Source organism: Meridianimarinicoccus zhengii, assembly GCF_003254465.1.
GTDB lineage: Bacteria > Pseudomonadota > Alphaproteobacteria > Rhodobacterales > Rhodobacteraceae > Meridianimarinicoccus > Meridianimarinicoccus zhengii.
In genome coordinates, this window is record NZ_QDFI01000087.1 from 1 (window position 1) to 15,440 (window position 15,440).

The window sequence follows — 15,440 nt, forward strand, 5'->3', positions numbered from 1 at the left end:
GGCCGCGATCCGGCGCCGCACCCAGTCTTTGACATCGGTCAGCTTGCCGCGTCCCGGATTGCCCTGCGGCTTTGGCGCAAGCGCGCCAGTCTCGCGCTTGAGCCGCACCATGTCATTGACGAACTTGATGGAAACACACAGGCGCCGCGCCGCCTCGGTGTGCGTGCTGCCTTGCTCAACAAGCAAAACCGCCCGTTCACGTAACTCAACAGGATGCGGCTTACCCATACCTGACCCCCATATCTGCCTCCAGAACAGGGAATCACGGGATGATCGAAATGGGAATCCAGAATCCGATCAGGGGCGACACGCTCTAGTCAAGTCTCAGGGCCGAACAGCGACCGATCCCTCTGCCGACTTGATCGCATCCCGTCGCAACGCGTCGTATTGCCGGGCTATCGGCTGCACCTGGGGGGCGACCTTGCCGCTGGCGGACATGCGGGCTTTACGGTGCCGCCTAGGACCCCTCCACCATCCACACCGCATGGCAACGAAAAAGGCCCCGCCGTAGCGGGGCCTTCCAACGCGTTCCGCTCCCTTGCGGGTTCGGTATCAGGCGTTCTTCTTCTTGCGCGACACCGCGCCAAGCGCTGCGATGCCACCGATCATCAGCGGAAGTGCCGCCGGCACAGGGATTGCCGTGGTGCGGAAGCTGGCCGCAAGACCCACGGGCGCGCTCAGACCGTCTTCCCAGAAGATCGTGAACGACTCCCCTGCTTCCAGCGTCAACCCGGCCAGCGAGTCGATTGCCGACCCCGTTGCGCCGAAGGACACGATGGTCGAGAACGAGTCCGTCGTCGCCGAGGTAAAGCCGAACTCCACATTCCCGAGGTCGATGCCGGAATTGTTGTCCACACCGGCAAGTGCGATCGTGCTCACGCGCAGCCGCTCGAGTGCGGTGAACGTGAACTCCGCGCTGTCGCCCGGTGCCAGCACTTCCGTGGCAGTGATGAACTGCCCGACGTTGAGGTCGACATTGGTGACAAGCGTCGCGCCCGTGGGCGTGACCGCGGTGGGTGTGTAAACGACGACGGCGGCGGATGCCGACGTGCCTGCGATAAGACCAGCAGCGACTACCGCTGCCTTAAGAAAAATGTTCATACTGGCGCTACCCTTTGTTAACTCCTCTGACAGATATGCCGGATGCGACCGCTGGGGTCAAGGTTTGCATTTACCAAAGGTCCGGTATCCGCTTGCCAGCCTTTCGACCGTGATCCTGCCGCGATCGGCGCACCAGCCCGATTTTGCGTTTAATAATTAACGCTTGGCAAGCCGGAGCTGCCGCGCCGTCCATCGCGCCCGCCAAGACATCGCGGCTTTCCGGTCGTATTGTGCTGAAATTTCCGTCGCTAAGCGAAGCCTGAACCCGGCTTCGGGGTCCGACAGAAGGTCCGTCCGGCCTCGGGTGACCCCTTGATTCGCCCTGTCCAGGCGGCGATCCGGACAGATATGGCAGGCGGCTTGCAGGGGACGCGCGGCCCTACTATGACATGCCGGTCTCGTGGATACGGAAAGGATGCAGCGCGATGGCCGGACATAGCAAATGGGCCAACATCCAGCACCGCAAGGGCCGGCAGGACGCGGCCCGGTCCAAGCTGTTCTCCAAGCTCTCCAAGGAAATCACTGTCGCCGCCCGCATGGGCGACCCGGACCCCGACAAGAATCCCCGCCTGCGGCTGGCCGTCAAGGAAGCCAAGGGCCAGTCCATGCCCAAAGATAATATCGAGCGCGCCATCAAGAAGGCGACCGGGGGCGACGGCGACAGCTATGACGAGATCCGCTACGAAGGCTATGGCCCCAACGGCGTTGCGATCATCGTCGAAGCGATGACCGACAACCGCAATCGCACCGCATCGAACGTGCGGTCCACCTTCGCCAAGCACGGCGGCAATCTTGGCGAAACGGGGTCGGTGGCCTTCATGTTCGACCGCAAGGGGGAGATCGTCTACCCCGCCAGCGTCGGGGACGCCGACACGGTGATGGAGGCCGCGATCGAGGCCGGGGCAGAGGACGTGGAAAGTTCCGAAGATGGGCACATCATATATACGGCCGACACCGACCTTTCCGACGTGTCCGCGGCGCTGGAGGCGGCGCTCGGCGAAAGCGAAAGCACCAAGCTGATCTGGAAGCCGCAGACCACGACCGATCTGGACCTGGAAACGGCACAGAAGCTGTTCAAGCTCATCGACGCGCTGGAAGACGACGACGACGTGCAGAATGTCACTGCCAATTTCGAGGTCAGCGACGAGGTCATGGCCGCGCTGTGACGCCCGCCCCCGCCGCACGCCCCCTTGTCGGGCTGGGCTGGATGGTCGTGACCGGTCTGTGTTTCGTGGGCGTGCAGGCGACCGTCAAGGCGGTGGATGATGCCGTGCCCGCGCCCGAGGCCGCATTCCTGCGGTTCGCCCTCGGGATCGTCTTCGTCCTGCCCGCGCTTGGGCGCTTGCGCGCCGCGCGGCTGTCGCGGGGGGATTGGCGCGACTTCACCTTGCGTGCGGCGCTCCATTCCGCCGGGGTGATCCTCTGGTTCTACGCCATGACCCGCATCCCGCTGGCAGAGGTCACGGCGATGAATTACCTCGCACCAGTGGTCGTGACGCTGGGTGCCGCGCTGTTTCTGGGCGAGAGACTGGCCGCACGCCGGATCGGGGCGGTGATCGTGGCGTTCGGCGGGGCGCTGGTGATCCTGCGTCCGGGGCTGCGCGATCTGGATCCCGGTCATCTGGCGATGCTTGGCGCGGCGCTTGGGCTCGGGTCGTCCTATCTCATGGCGAAGTACCTGTCGGGCCGTTTCGGCGCGGAGGTGATCGTGGCGATGATGTCGCTGATGGTGCCGGTAGCACTGCTGCCGGTCGCCGCTGCGGTCTGGGTGCCGCCGTCGCTGGCGGTGCTCGCGGCGCTGACCCTGACGGCGGCCTTTGCCACGGTGGGTCATTACACGATGATGCTCGCATTTCGCGCGGCGCCGGTATCGGTCACGCAACCAGCGGTGTTCCTGCAACTCGTCTGGTCGGTGATCGTCGGGCTTGCGCTGTTCGGTGAGCCGCTCGACCCGTTCGTGATCCTCGGTGGCGGGATCATCGTCGCCGCGGTCAGCTTCATCGCATGGCGCGAGGCGCGGCGCCCGCGTCCGCCGGTGACGCCGAACCCGCTGGAGACCAAGCACTGACAGCTTTGGAACTTGACCGGGATCAAGGCAGATGGGTCCAAGCCCAAGCAGGCTGGTGGTGCAACCAACCCAGACGGAGGGCGCCATGACCCACACTCCCCACGACCTGACCGAGGAATTTCCGCAGCATCACGACGTCATGCGCGACCTGCGGCGCAGCAATGCCCATGCCGCGCGGCTGATGGACGAATATGCCGAGATCAACCGCACGCTGCATCGGGTGGAAACGAACATCGAACCGATGTCCGATGTGGAGGCCTTGCGCCTGCGCAAGCTGCGCATGACCCTGAAGGACGACATCGCCCGCATCCTGCGCGACCACGTTCCTGTCTGAGCGGACCGGATCATCGCTCCACCTCGTAGGGCAGCACGCCGCGGCGGTTGGCATCGATGGTCAGCCGCCGCTCCAACGGCGGCACGGACCGCTGGTGACAGTCGGGCCGTTCGCAGATACGGCAGGAAATCCCGATGGGTTCGAACGCCCGCGCGTTGCCGAGATCGAGATCGTCGGCATAGACCAGCGCGTCGGCGTGGCGGATTTCGCAGCCGAGACCGATGGCATAGCGGCGCACCGGGGCGTGGAAGCTGCCCCCCGGTTTCGACACGTCCCGCGCGAGGCACAGGTACCGAACCCCGTCCGGCGTTTCTGCAAGCTGGCGCAGGAAGCGCCCCGGCGTCTCGAAGGCGCGGTGGACGTTCCAAAGCGGGCAGGCCCCGCCGTAGCGGGCGAATTGCAGCAGCGTTGCCGAATGGCGCTTGGTGATCGTGCCCGCCTGATCCACCCGCACGAAGAAGAACGGCACCCCCTTGGCCCCGCCGCGCTGCAGCGTGGACAGCCGGTGCGCCACCTGCTCGATCGACGCCCCGAAACTGTCGGCCATGCGTTCAAGGTCGTGGCGCGTTTCCTGTGCTGCGGCGAGCACGCGGCCATAGGGCATGAGCGCGGCACCGGCGAAATAGTTGGCCATGCCGATGCGGGCAATGTCGCGGGCCTGCCCGGTCTGGAAACGCGCCAGGTCGAGCGTCGCCTCGATCAGCTCGTGCTGGCACAGCAGCGCCACCTGGTGCAGCATCTGGAACGTCACCGTCGCGGGCGGGGCCCGGTCCGAAAGGTGCAGCGTGCCCGTTTCGGGGTCATAGCGGCGCAGGCCGGGCGCTTGTCCCGCCTCCAACCGGGCGCCGACACGCTCCAGCGCGGCCAGCGCCCGCGCACGCAGATCGTCCCCGCCGCCGGCCGTGGCAAAGCGTTCCGCCGCGCGGTCCACCGCATCGATGTAGTTGTTGCAGTAATGGAAGAAGTCCCGGACCTCCTCCCACGGCGACGGCGTGCCCGGCCCCGATCCGGCCCGCCCCAAGGCCTCGTCGAGCGACGCCAGCCGTTCGTGGCTTTGCCGATAGGCGCGGTGGAGTTCCAGAAAAGCATGGGCCAGCGCGGGCGCGTTGGACGCGGCAAGCCTCAGGTCCGCCAGCGGCGGGGCGGCATCGCCGAACAGCGGGTCGGCCAGCGCCTCGCGCATGTCCGAAACCAGCCGTTCCGTTCCGCCGGTAGACAACTCCGTCACGTCGAAGCCGAATTCCTGTGCCAGTGCCAGCACAACCCCGGCCGAGACGGGGCGGTTATTGTTCTCCATCTGGTTCAGATAGGGCAGGGACACGCCCAGCTTGGCCGCGAAATCCTTCTGCGACAGGTCGAGCTTGCGGCGGATTTCACGCAGCTTCGCCCCGGCATAGAGTTTCTGCTTGGCCATCCCGTCCCTCCGGCCCGGCGAGCCTAGTTCGCGCGGATCGCGCGCTGCAAGATCACCGGCTCAACGCATCCCTCGGTGGCGCAGCCGCCATTCGCGCCACAGGACCCCAACGATCGCCAGAACGGCAAGACAGGCTGTCGCCAGCATCATGTAGATCAGCGGATAGGCCCCCGCGCCCGGCACCAGAAGGGCCGCCGCCAAGGCCGAAAGCCCCGCACCGCCCCCGATCATCAGCGCACCGCCCAGCCCCGATGCCGTGCCGGCCAGCCGCGGGCGCACCGACAGCATGCCCGCGGTCGCGTTCGGGATCACCATGCCGTTGCCCAGGCCGACGAAGATCATGAAGCCGAAGAACACCGGCACGGTTTCGAACCCGGCGTAGAATAGCGCCAGCGCCGTGCCCATGCCGAAGACCGTCAGGCATGCCCCGATCAGGATCATGGCGTTCACACCAATTCGTACAGAAAACGCGCCCGAAATCGCGTTGCCCGCCATGTAGCCCACTGCGGGCGCGCCGAACCACAGGCCCAAGGCCGCGGGCGACAGGCCGAACACCTCGGCCCCGACATAGGGCGCACCGCCGAGATACGCGAAGAACGCGCCGGACGCGAAGGTGGCGCACAGGTTGTAGCCCCAGAAACGTGGCGAGATCAGCAGTTCCGGCGCCTCGCGCATCTGGTCGCGCAGGGAGGTCTGGGACTTGCCCGCGGTTTCGCCCAGGTCCGCCCATACCAGTGCCAGGACCCCGGCGCCCATCACGGCGAGAGCGACGAAATTCGCGCGCCACCCGAAGGCCTGGTCGAGGAGCCCGCCGATCACGGGGGAAACCATCGGTACCAGCGCCATGCCCATGGTCACGTACCCGATACGCGATGCCGCTTGCGCCTCGGCCACGGTGTCGCGCACGATCGCGCGGCTCAGCACCATGCCCGCGACGACCGCGGATTGCCCCATCCGCAGGGCGAGGAAAATCTCCACCGTCGGTGCCACGAGGATCGCGAGCGAGAAGAAGATGAAGAGCGCGAAGGCCCAGATCAGCACGGGCCGCCGCCCGAGCCGGTCCGACAGAGGGCCGATGAAGATCTGTAGAACCGCGTTCACGGCCAGATACAGCGTGACCGACAGTTGCAGCACCCGGTAGTCGGCGTCGAAATGCACGGCCATGCTCGGCAGCGATGGCAGGAAGATGTTCATCGCTGCCGCCGACAGACCAGCCAGTGCCACGAGTGTGACAATGTGCGGCGGTGTGCTGCGGTCTAGAAACCGGATCTCTGGCGTCGTGGTCATGATCGAGCGTTAGGCCCGGATCGCGGGAAAGTCCATGCACACAGGCTGTGCCCGCCTGCGAAGCATAATTAGCTGTTTTGCATTTCGCAATGTGAACTGGAAAACAGCTTTGCAAATTTTCTGGATTGTGCTTTGCGCCGCGCCTCGGCACCGCTAGGGTCCGCGAAAATAAGGGAACCCGGCCGATGAAAGACATCCTGAACGAACTCGAGGCCCGGCGCCGCGATGCCCGCCTGGGCGGTGGCGAAAAGCGGGTGGCGGCACAGCACGCCAAGGGCAAGCTTACGGCGCGCGAACGGATCGAACTGCTGCTCGACGACGACTCGTTCGAGGAATTCGACATGTTCGTGGCCCATCGCTGCACCGATTTCGGGATGGAAGGCAGCCGCCCCTACGGCGATGGGGTCGTGACCGGCTGGGGCACGATCAACGGGCGCCAAGTCTATGTCTTCAGCCAGGATTTCACGGTGCTGGGCGGGTCGGTCAGCGAAACCCATGGCCAGAAGATCTGCAAGATCATGGACATGGCCATCCAGAACGGCGCGCCGGTGATCGGGATCAACGATTCGGGCGGTGCGCGCATCCAGGAAGGGGTGGACAGCCTTGCCGCTTACGGCGAGGTGTTCCATCGCAACGTGCTGGCATCGGGCGTGGTGCCGCAGATCTCGCTCATCATGGGGCCCTGTGCGGGCGGCGCGGTCTATTCCCCCGCGATGACCGACTTCATCTTCATGGTGCGTGACAGCTCCTACATGTTCGTGACTGGCCCCGACGTGGTCAAGACCGTCACGAATGAGGTCGTGACGGCCGAGGAGCTGGGCGGCGCCGGCACCCACACCCGCAAGTCATCCGTGGCCGATGCGGCGTTCGAGAATGACGTGGAAGCCCTGACCGAGGTGCGGCGGCTCGTGGATTTCCTGCCCCAGAACAACCGCGCGAAGCCCCCCGTTCGCCCGTTCTTCGACAGCCCTGAAAGGTTGGAACCAAGTCTCGACACGCTGGTGCCCGACAATCCGAACATGCCCTACGACATGCGCGAACTGATCCTGAAGACCGCGGACGAGGGCGATTTCTACGAGATCCAGGAAGAGTTCGCCAAGAACATCATCACCGGTTTCATCCGGCTCGAGGGGCGCACCGTCGGCGTGGTTGCCAACCAGCCCATGGTACTGGCCGGGTGTCTGGATATCGAAAGCTCGCGCAAGGGCGCGCGCTTCGTGCGGTTCTGCGATTGCTTCGAAATCCCGCTGCTGACCTTCGTGGATGTGCCCGGCTTCCTGCCCGGCACGACGCAGGAATACGGAGGCGTCATCAAGCACGGCGCGAAGCTGCTTTACGCCTATGCCGAAGCGACGGTGCCCAAGGTCACGGTCATCACGCGCAAGGCCTATGGCGGGGCCTATGTCGTAATGTCGTCCAAGCATCTGCGCGGCGATTTCAACTACGCCTGGCCCACGTCGGAGGTCGCCGTGATGGGGGCCAAGGGGGCGACCGAGATCCTCTACCGGTCCGAACTTGGCGACCCCGACAAGATCGCGGCCCGGACGAAGGATTACGAGGACCGCTTCGCCAATCCCTTCGTCGCCGCCGAGCGCGGCTTCATCGACGAGGTCATCATGCCCCATTCCACCCGCCGCCGCGTGGCCCGTGCCTTTGCGTCCCTGCGCAACAAGACCGCGACGGTGCCGTGGAAGAAGCACGACAACATCCCGCTGTGATCGGGTTTGGGGTTTCGGATGAGTTGGACCTTCTATGGGACGTCGCTGTCTCAATCATTTCCCAGTAGGCGAGTGACATTCTACGTCGAATGGCACGCACCCATATGGTCTTTGGAGGGGCCGGGTCCGCTCTTGGAGGTAGATGATCTGATTGCGCTCAAAGCCTCTGATGTGCATCTCACCATGGAGCAATGCTCAGAAGACGAGTTAATCGAGAACGCAAGCGCCGAGTGGCGGTATAAAGGTCGCCTTAATGAGTTTCGGGTGCCAGAGCGCGTTTCCACGATAGTGTACTACAGAAGAGATGCTGCTGAAGTAAGTGTGACGGCTAGGCTACGAGAAGAAGACAATATTCGCTTTGAAGCGATGCTGCTTGCTTACGTGTCTGCACCTTTCCCCAAACAGTATTGCATCAGCGTTTCAAGGCCCAGACTTCGGCATCCGGAAGCTGATACCGGTGCTCCTACAAGGGATGACTTCATAAACTCTGGCTTACCATCGCTCTCAGAAGATGAACCCCGTTTCCAATTTTCCTTTGGTATTCATCGCGAGCCGATGTCAGAGCGCGCCTTCCTCTCGCAGTTAGGAACCTACTTTTAATGCCCGTCTACCACTCCGTTCCCACCGCCGCGACGCCGGTCGGCCCGTTCTGCCACGCGACCGAGGCGGATGGCTGGGTCATGCTCACGGGGCAGATGCCGACCTGGCCGGGCGATCCGGACCGGCCCATCCCCGACGGCGTTGCGGCGCAGACGGAACGGGTGCTCGACAACCTCAAGCTGGTGCTGGATGGCGTCGGCCTGTCCCTGTCCGACGTCGTGCAGTGCCGCTGCTACCTGACCGAGTTCAAGCGCGACTTCGCGGCCTTCAACGCGGTCTACATGGGGTATTTCCCCGAAGGTGTCCGGCCGGCGCGCACCACCATCGGCGTCACGGCGCTGGCGGTGGACGCGCTCGTGGAAATCGACATGCTGGCGCGGCGGCCATGAGCGGCGGTTGGCATGTGCTCGACGATGGCATGGCGCTGACGCTGGCGCGCCGTCTGCCGCCCCGGTTTGATCTGTCGGAGGAGCGGCAGTTTCCACCGGTGCGGCGGCGCGCGCTGGCGCATGCGATCCGGCAGGACGTGTGGCGTGCGCTGCGGTCGTTGCGCGGGTTTACCCCTGTCGTGCGCGTGGCGCGCCATGGCGACGGTCTGTCCGTGCGCGCGGGCGGGGCGTGCGACGGGGCGTTGCCAGCGGTGGCGCAGGCGCGGCTGGCGCAGGTGATGGATTGCCCCGCGCGGCGCGCGCGCTGGATTCGCCATGCGGGACCTAGGTCATGCTGAAGCATCGCGGCTTTCCCGGGAGGCTCCCGGGCACGGATTTCCAGTTCACCGTCCGGCGCGCGAACGCAAAGGGGGCGACCCCGCTGGTCCGGCGCGAACGCCATGCCGACCGCAAGCCCGCCGACCGCCGCGCCGACGAGGCGTTCATGTCCGCGCTCTGGATGTATTTCGGCGCCGAACCCTTCGAGCGCGGCAATCTCGATGCCGGCCGGCTGTCATGGCTGTTCGGGCGCGAGGTTCTGCCTGCCGAAGACCCGTTCGATCCGGCAAGCTATGAGGCGCTGCTTCGTGTGGACGAGGCCGCGGCGCGCCGGTCCTTCCCGGGCGCCTTCGACGATCCCGCATGGGAGCGTATCTGATGGGCATCTGGCCAGAACATGAGCGGAAACCCGCCCGGTGCCGCGGACCCGCACCAACGACGCTTGTCAGGTCGACGGAATTCGGCACTGTGCCGGGTGTAACCCGTTGGATCACGCAGTCAGCGGTTGTAACGAGTGCTTCAGTTTCCGGCCCCTGCGCCGCGACCTGCACTCGGTCCCGCAGCATTCCCTTTCCGGTGTTCGCGCGCGGCCACGTCGCTGGCAGGCGTGCACGTCTCTCGCTTTCCACAATTTCCGATACCTGCGGGCGCGCCCTGACGCCGCGCCAATGCCAAGACCAAGAAAGGGACAGGACGTGTTCAAGAAAATCCTGATCGCGAACCGCGGGGAAATCGCCTGCCGGGTGATCAAGACCGCCCGGAGGATGGGCATCGCCACCGTTGCGATCTATTCCGATGCGGACCGCAACGCGTTGCATGTCCAGATGGCGGACGAAGCCGTCCATATCGGCCCGGCCCCCGCCAACCAGTCCTACATCGTCATCGACAAGGTGATGGCGGCGATCAAGGCCACGGGGGCGGAAGCCGTCCATCCCGGCTACGGCTTCCTGTCGGAAAACAGCAAGTTCGCGGAGGCGCTGGAGGCCGCTGGCGTCGCCTTCATCGGCCCGCCCAAGACCGCGATCGAGGCGATGGGCGACAAGATCACCTCCAAGAAGCTGGCCAGGGAAGCGGGCGTCAGCACGGTGCCCGGCTACATGGGCCTGATCGCCGATGCAGAGGAAGCCGTGAAAATCTCGGGCGAGATCGGCTACCCGGTGATGATCAAGGCCAGCGCGGGCGGCGGCGGCAAGGGCATGCGCATCGCCTGGAAGGAAGACGAGGTCCGCGACGGGTTCGAATCGTCCAGGAACGAGGCGGCCAGCAGCTTCGGCGACGACCGTATCTTCATCGAGAAATTCGTGACCCAGCCGCGGCATATCGAGATCCAGGTGCTGGCCGACAGCCATGGCAACACGATCCACCTGGGCGAGCGGGAATGTTCCATCCAGCGGCGCAACCAGAAGGTCATCGAGGAGGCCCCGTCGCCGTTCCTTGACGAAGCCACGCGCCGCGCGATGGGCGAACAGGCCTGCGCGCTGGCGTCAGCCGTGGGCTATACCAGTGCGGGCACGGTCGAGTTCATCGTGGACGGGGATCGCAACTTCTATTTCCTTGAAATGAATACCCGGTTGCAGGTGGAACATCCCGTGACCGAATTGATCACCGGCGTCGATCTGGTGGAACAGATGATCCGCGTCGCGGCGGGCGAGGCGCTGTCGCTGACGCAGGGCGATGTGAAGCTCAACGGCTGGGCGCTGGAAAGCCGGCTCTATGCCGAAGACCCTTACCGAAACTTCCTGCCGTCCATCGGGCGGCTGACCCGGTATCGCCCGCCCGAGGAAGTGACCGAGGCCGACCGCGCCGTGCGCAACGACACCGGCGTGTTCGAGGGCGGCGAGATCAGCATGTACTATGATCCGATGATCGCGAAGCTGTGCACATGGGCCCCCGACCGTGCCGCCGCGATCGAAGGTATGCGTATCGCGCTCGACAGTTTCGAGGTGGAGGGGATCGGTCACAACCTGCCGTTCCTGTCCGCAGTTTATGACCATTCGCGCTTCGTGTCCGGCGACATCACCACGGCCTTCATCGCCGAGGAGTACCCCGACGGCTTTTCCGGCGTGACCCTGCACGAGGCCGACCTGCGCCGCGTCGCGGCGGCGGCAGCGGCCATGTACCGGCTGGCGGAAATCCGGCGCACCCGCGTGTCGGGCCGCATGGACAATCACGAACGGAAAGTCGGTGACGACTGGGTCGTGTTCGCACAAAGCGCGCAGTTCCCGGTGCGGCTGACGGCGGACAGGTCGGGCACCACCGTGCGCTTCGAGGATGGAACGGCGCTGCGTGTCGCGTCGGAATGGACCCCCGGCGACAGGCTTGCGACGCTGGACATAGACGGGTCGCCGCTGGTGCTGAAGGTGGACAAGATCACCGGCGGGTTCCGTATCCGGACCCGCGGCGCGGACCTGCGCGTCCATGTGCGCACGCCGCGTGCGGCGGAACTCGCTGCACTGATGCCGGAGAAGCAGGCGGCCGATACGTCGAAACTGCTGCTGTGTCCGATGCCCGGGCTGATCGTAAAGGTCAACGTGGCCGAAGGCGACGAGGTGCAGGAAGGTCAGGCGCTTTGTACCGTCGAGGCCATGAAGATGGAAAACATCCTGCGGGCCGAACGCAAGGGCAAGGTCAGCAAGGTTAACGCTGCTGCGGGCGACAGCATGGGCGTCGATGACGTGATTATGGAATTCGAATAGGCGCGATGATCCCGAAGGCCCAAATCGCGGCGCCTGCGCCCATCCTGGAACGCCCGGCAAAACCGGTCCGGGCGGGCATGCCCGACCTTGGCGGGACGGGGCTTCTACATCTTGTCGATTGTCCTTGTCAGTTCGCGGACGTCCCATGGGACAGGCTTGCGCAGGTTCACGCGCCCGTTCTTGTCGATCAGAACCACGCTGAAGCCGCGCGGGCGCAACTGGCGGCGCACGGGGCTCGGGTTGGCCGGATCGGTGTCGGCGATGATCACCACGTCGCGGTCGAACAGCGCCTGCTTGCGCGCGGCGAGCAGTTCGAGTTGCCGGGTGAAGCGCGGGTCTTCGGGCGTATCCGCGAAGACGACGAGCGGGATTGCCGTGAAACGGAACTGGTCGATGGTGTCGGTGTCGGTAAGCAGCGGGCGTTCGGTACTCTCCGCGGTATCTTCTGCCGTATCGTCCTGCGCGGGGGCCGCAATCGGTGCGAGCGCAAGCGCAAGCGCGATACCAAGTCGAATCAAGAACTTCATCATGCCTCCAGTCGAGGTTCATATAGGCGGGCAACCGCGCGGGGCGAAGCCTTGGCGCGACTTATCTGCCCCAGCCAGTCACAAGGGCGCAACCGCGCCACGCAGGAAAGGCCGCGCGCATGAGCGACAAGATCGAAACGTGGAAAGAGATCGCCCGGGCCGAACTGAAGGGCCGCGACCCTGACACACTGACCTGGGAGACGCTGGAAGGCATCAAGGTCAAGCCGCTTTACACCCAAGATGACGTGGCGGACCTGCCGCATATGGGGTCGATCCCCGGCGCGGCGCCGTTCACCCGTGGTGTGAAGGCCACGATGTATGCGGGCCGTCCCTGGACGATCCGGCAATACGCGGGCTTCTCCACCGCCGAGGAAAGCAACGCCTTCTACCGCAAGGCGCTGGCGGCGGGGCAGCAGGGCGTGTCGGTTGCCTTCGATCTGGCGACCCATCGCGGCTATGACAGCGACCACGACAGGGTGCAGGGCGACGTGGGCAAGGCGGGCGTGGCCATCGACAGCGTCGAGGACATGAAGCTCTTGTTCGACGGTATCCCGCTCGACCAGGTGTCGGTGTCGATGACCATGAACGGCGCGGTGATCCCGATCCTCGCGAATTTCATCGTCACGGGCGAGGAACAGGGGCACGACCGCAAGGTGCTGTCGGGAACCATCCAGAACGATATCCTGAAGGAGTTCATGGTCCGCAACACCTATATATATCCGCCAGAGCCGTCGATGCGGATCATCGCGGACATCATCGAATACACCTCGGATCACATGCCGCGATTCAACTCGATCTCGATCTCCGGCTACCACATGCAGGAGGCGGGTGCGAACCTTGTGCAGGAACTGGCCTTCACGCTGGCGGACGGGCGCGAATACGTGCGCACCGCCATCGCGGCGGGCATGGACGTGGACCGCTTCGCAGGAAGGCTGTCGTTCTTCTTCGCCATCGGGATGAACTTCTTCATGGAAGCGGCCAAGCTGCGCGCCGCGCGGCTGCTGTGGCACCGCATCATGTCGGAATTTGAACCCAAGAGTGAGAAGTCCATGATGCTGCGCACGCACTGCCAGACGAGCGGTGTGAGCCTTGCCGAGCAGGACCCCTACAACAACGTGGTGCGCACGGCATATGAGGCGATGTCGGCAGTGCTGGGCGGCACGCAAAGCCTGCACACCAATGCGCTGGACGAGGCGATTGCTCTGCCCACGGAATTCGCGGCCCGCATCGCGCGCAACACCCAATTGATCCTGCAGGAGGAAACGGGTGTGACGAACGTGGTCGATCCGCTGGCCGGGTCCTATTACGTCGAGGCGCTGACCAACGAACTGGCCGAAAAGGCATGGGCCCTGATCGAAGAGGTCGAGGCGATGGGCGGCATGACGAAGGCCGTGGCCAGCGGCATGCCCAAGCTGCGGATCGAGGAAACGGCGGCGCGGCGGCAGGCCCAGATCGACCGCGGCGAGGAGGTCATCGTCGGCGTCAACAAGTACCGCAAGGACAAGGAAGACCCGATCGATATCATGGATATCGACAACGAGAAGGTGCGCGCCTCGCAGGTCGCTCGGCTGGAGAAAATCCGCGCGACCCGTGACCAGGCGGCGTGCGACGCGGCCTTGGCGGAACTGGAGCGCCGCGCGCGCGAGGGGGGCAACCTGCTGGACGCTGCGGTGGAAGCCGCACGCGCCCGCGCATCTGTCGGAGAGATCAGCATGGCGATGGAAAAGGTGTTCGGCCGCCACCGGGCCGAGGTGAAGACGCTCGCCGGGGTCTATGGTGCGGCCTATGAAGGCGATGACGGCTTCGCCGCGATCCAGAAAGATATCGAGACCTTTGCCGAGGAAGAGGGCCGCCGCCCGCGGATGCTCGTGGTCAAGATGGGTCAGGACGGGCACGACCGCGGCGCCAAGGTCATCGCCACGGCCTTCGCCGATATCGGCTTCGACGTGGACGTCGGCCCGCTGTTCCAGACGCCCGCCGAGGCCGCGCAGGACGCCATCGACAACGACGTGCATGTCGTCGGTATCTCCAGCCAGGCGGCGGGGCACAAGACGCTTGCGCCGAAGCTGATTGCCGAACTGCGCGCGCAGGGGGGCGAGGATATCCTCGTGATCTGCGGCGGCGTGATCCCGCAGCAGGACTATGACTTCCTGCGCAAGGCGGGGGTCAAGGCGATCTTCGGGCCGGGGACTAACATCCCCGACGCTGCGCGCGATATCCTGTCGTTGATCCGCGCAGCACGTCGGCCCGAGGCGGCCGGATAATTAGGGCCGCGCCGGAACTGAGCCGGCGCGGCCCTTGTCGCGGACAGGTACTGGCGACGCAAACGCCTTGGTGCTTCGGTCTCCAGCCTTCCGTCAGGTGGCTCGTGACCGACGCGCTCGCAGCGCCGCTAATGCCCCGATACCCCCAAGGCCGAGCAACCCGGCGGCGGGCAGCGGAACCGGTGTGGCAGTTTCACTGACACCGATGGTCACCTGGTAGTTCACCGTGAATTCGCCCTCTTCGCGGGCAGACTGCCCGTAGACGCTGAGTTCGATCGATTCCAACAGTGATGCAGTCAACAGGTTGCCTGTGGTTTCATTGGCGTCAAGGCTTGGGTCTAGGAAGTTGAAGTCGCCTGCGCTGTCGTTGTAAGCGAACGAATACCGAAACCCGGAAGGACCGTCGCCGAGGCTCGCAATCGAAATGGTATCGATCTGCAACCCTGTCGGAAGTTCGACGACGAACGAATCCTGGGCATCGGTGTCGATGGGCGGATTACAGTCCCCGGCGACGCACTGACCCGCAAGCGCGCCGAAGACAGTGTTCTCGCCAATCGCCAGAACCCCGGCCACGACGCCACCGAAATCTGGAAACAGACTTGCCCCAGGAAAGTCGTCGGTTTCGGAAAAGCTTGTCGCAGCAAGTGCCGGAGCGGGAAGCGCTAGGCCGTGTCTGCATTCATCTGAGCCAGTCGAGGGCGGAGACGAGGAAGACGAAGCCCAT

14 protein-coding genes and 2 pseudogenes are annotated in these 15,440 nt (G+C 64.8%); 10 read left to right on the forward strand and 6 right to left on the reverse strand.

What is annotated here, in order from left to right:
- Window positions 1-228: pseudogene (locus tag DDE13_RS19300) on the reverse strand (helix-turn-helix domain-containing protein); the annotation flags it as partial.
- Between the two features lie 324 nt (window positions 229-552).
- Window positions 553-1,101, reverse strand: coding sequence for a VPLPA-CTERM sorting domain-containing protein (locus DDE13_RS19305; RefSeq protein ID WP_111405871.1), 549 nt, complete (start codon window positions 1,099-1,101; stop codon window positions 553-555).
- A 425-nt stretch (window positions 1,102-1,526) separates the two neighbouring features.
- Here DDE13_RS19305 and DDE13_RS19310 point away from each other — a divergent pair, with 425 nt between their 5' ends.
- The 3 genes from DDE13_RS19310 (at window position 1,527) to DDE13_RS19320 (ending at window position 3,503) form a co-directional block, all read left to right on the forward strand.
- Window positions 1,527-2,267, forward strand: coding sequence for a YebC/PmpR family DNA-binding transcriptional regulator (locus tag DDE13_RS19310; protein ID WP_111405872.1), 741 nt, complete (start codon window positions 1,527-1,529; stop codon window positions 2,265-2,267).
- On the forward strand, window positions 2,264-3,169 hold the full coding sequence (locus DDE13_RS19315) for a DMT family transporter (RefSeq protein ID WP_328587857.1): 906 nt from the start codon (window positions 2,264-2,266) through the stop codon (window positions 3,167-3,169). Before DDE13_RS19310 ends, DDE13_RS19315 begins: the two co-directional genes overlap by 4 nt.
- Window positions 3,170-3,254: 85 nt before the next feature.
- Complete coding sequence (locus tag DDE13_RS19320; RefSeq protein ID WP_111405873.1) at window positions 3,255-3,503, forward strand: YdcH family protein; 249 nt, start codon at window positions 3,255-3,257, stop codon at window positions 3,501-3,503.
- Between the two features lie 10 nt (window positions 3,504-3,513).
- On the opposite strand, the gene DDE13_RS19325 is transcribed toward DDE13_RS19320, so the two are convergent.
- Window positions 3,514-4,917 carry a helix-turn-helix transcriptional regulator gene (locus DDE13_RS19325; RefSeq protein ID WP_111405874.1) on the reverse strand — a complete coding sequence of 468 codons (1,404 nt, stop codon included), beginning with the start codon at window positions 4,915-4,917 and terminating at the stop codon, window positions 3,514-3,516.
- Window positions 4,918-4,977: 60 nt separating this feature from the next.
- Window positions 4,978-6,204 carry a multidrug effflux MFS transporter gene (locus DDE13_RS19330; RefSeq protein WP_111405875.1) on the reverse strand — a complete coding sequence of 409 codons (1,227 nt, stop codon included), beginning with the start codon at window positions 6,202-6,204 and terminating at the stop codon, window positions 4,978-4,980.
- 185 nt (window positions 6,205-6,389) lie between these two features.
- Between DDE13_RS19330 and DDE13_RS19335 the strand changes: the two genes are divergently transcribed.
- From DDE13_RS19335 to DDE13_RS19355, 6 genes are all read left to right on the forward strand, one after another.
- Window positions 6,390-7,922 (forward strand): acyl-CoA carboxylase subunit beta, encoded by a 1,533-nt coding sequence (locus DDE13_RS19335; protein ID WP_111405876.1) that lies wholly within the window; start codon window positions 6,390-6,392, stop codon window positions 7,920-7,922.
- A 72-nt stretch (window positions 7,923-7,994) separates the two neighbouring features.
- Window positions 7,995-8,522, forward strand: a complete 528-nt coding sequence (locus tag DDE13_RS23020; RefSeq protein WP_162631101.1) for a hypothetical protein — start codon at window positions 7,995-7,997, stop codon at window positions 8,520-8,522.
- A complete protein-coding gene (locus DDE13_RS19340) occupies window positions 8,522-8,911 on the forward strand; it encodes a RidA family protein (protein WP_111405877.1) in 390 nt (129 codons plus the stop codon). The genes DDE13_RS23020 and DDE13_RS19340 overlap by 1 nt, the downstream gene beginning before the upstream one ends.
- Window positions 8,908-9,249 carry a hypothetical protein gene (locus tag DDE13_RS19345; RefSeq protein WP_111405878.1) on the forward strand — a complete coding sequence of 114 codons (342 nt, stop codon included), beginning with the start codon at window positions 8,908-8,910 and terminating at the stop codon, window positions 9,247-9,249. The genes DDE13_RS19340 and DDE13_RS19345 overlap by 4 nt, the downstream gene beginning before the upstream one ends.
- Window positions 9,243-9,608, forward strand: coding sequence for a hypothetical protein (locus DDE13_RS19350; RefSeq protein ID WP_111405879.1), 366 nt, complete (start codon window positions 9,243-9,245; stop codon window positions 9,606-9,608). The genes DDE13_RS19345 and DDE13_RS19350 overlap by 7 nt, the downstream gene beginning before the upstream one ends.
- Window positions 9,609-9,924: 316 nt before the next feature.
- Window positions 9,925-11,925, forward strand: coding sequence for an acetyl-CoA carboxylase biotin carboxylase subunit (locus tag DDE13_RS19355; RefSeq protein WP_111405880.1), 2,001 nt, complete (start codon window positions 9,925-9,927; stop codon window positions 11,923-11,925).
- 104 nt (window positions 11,926-12,029) lie between these two features.
- Here the strand turns inward: DDE13_RS19355 and DDE13_RS19360 are convergent, their stop codons facing one another.
- The gene (locus DDE13_RS19360) at window positions 12,030-12,452 is read right to left on the reverse strand and encodes a DUF4174 domain-containing protein (protein WP_111405884.1); all 423 of its coding nucleotides are present in this window, start codon (window positions 12,450-12,452) and stop codon (window positions 12,030-12,032) included.
- A gap of 119 nt (window positions 12,453-12,571) precedes the next feature.
- On the opposite strand from DDE13_RS19360, the gene scpA reads away from it, so the two are divergent.
- Window positions 12,572-14,716 carry a methylmalonyl-CoA mutase gene (gene scpA / locus DDE13_RS19365; RefSeq protein ID WP_111405881.1) on the forward strand — a complete coding sequence of 715 codons (2,145 nt, stop codon included), beginning with the start codon at window positions 12,572-12,574 and terminating at the stop codon, window positions 14,714-14,716.
- Between the two features lie 93 nt (window positions 14,717-14,809).
- On the opposite strand, the pseudogene DDE13_RS19370 reads toward scpA, so the two are convergent.
- Window positions 14,810-15,440: pseudogene (locus DDE13_RS19370) on the reverse strand (hypothetical protein); the annotation flags it as partial.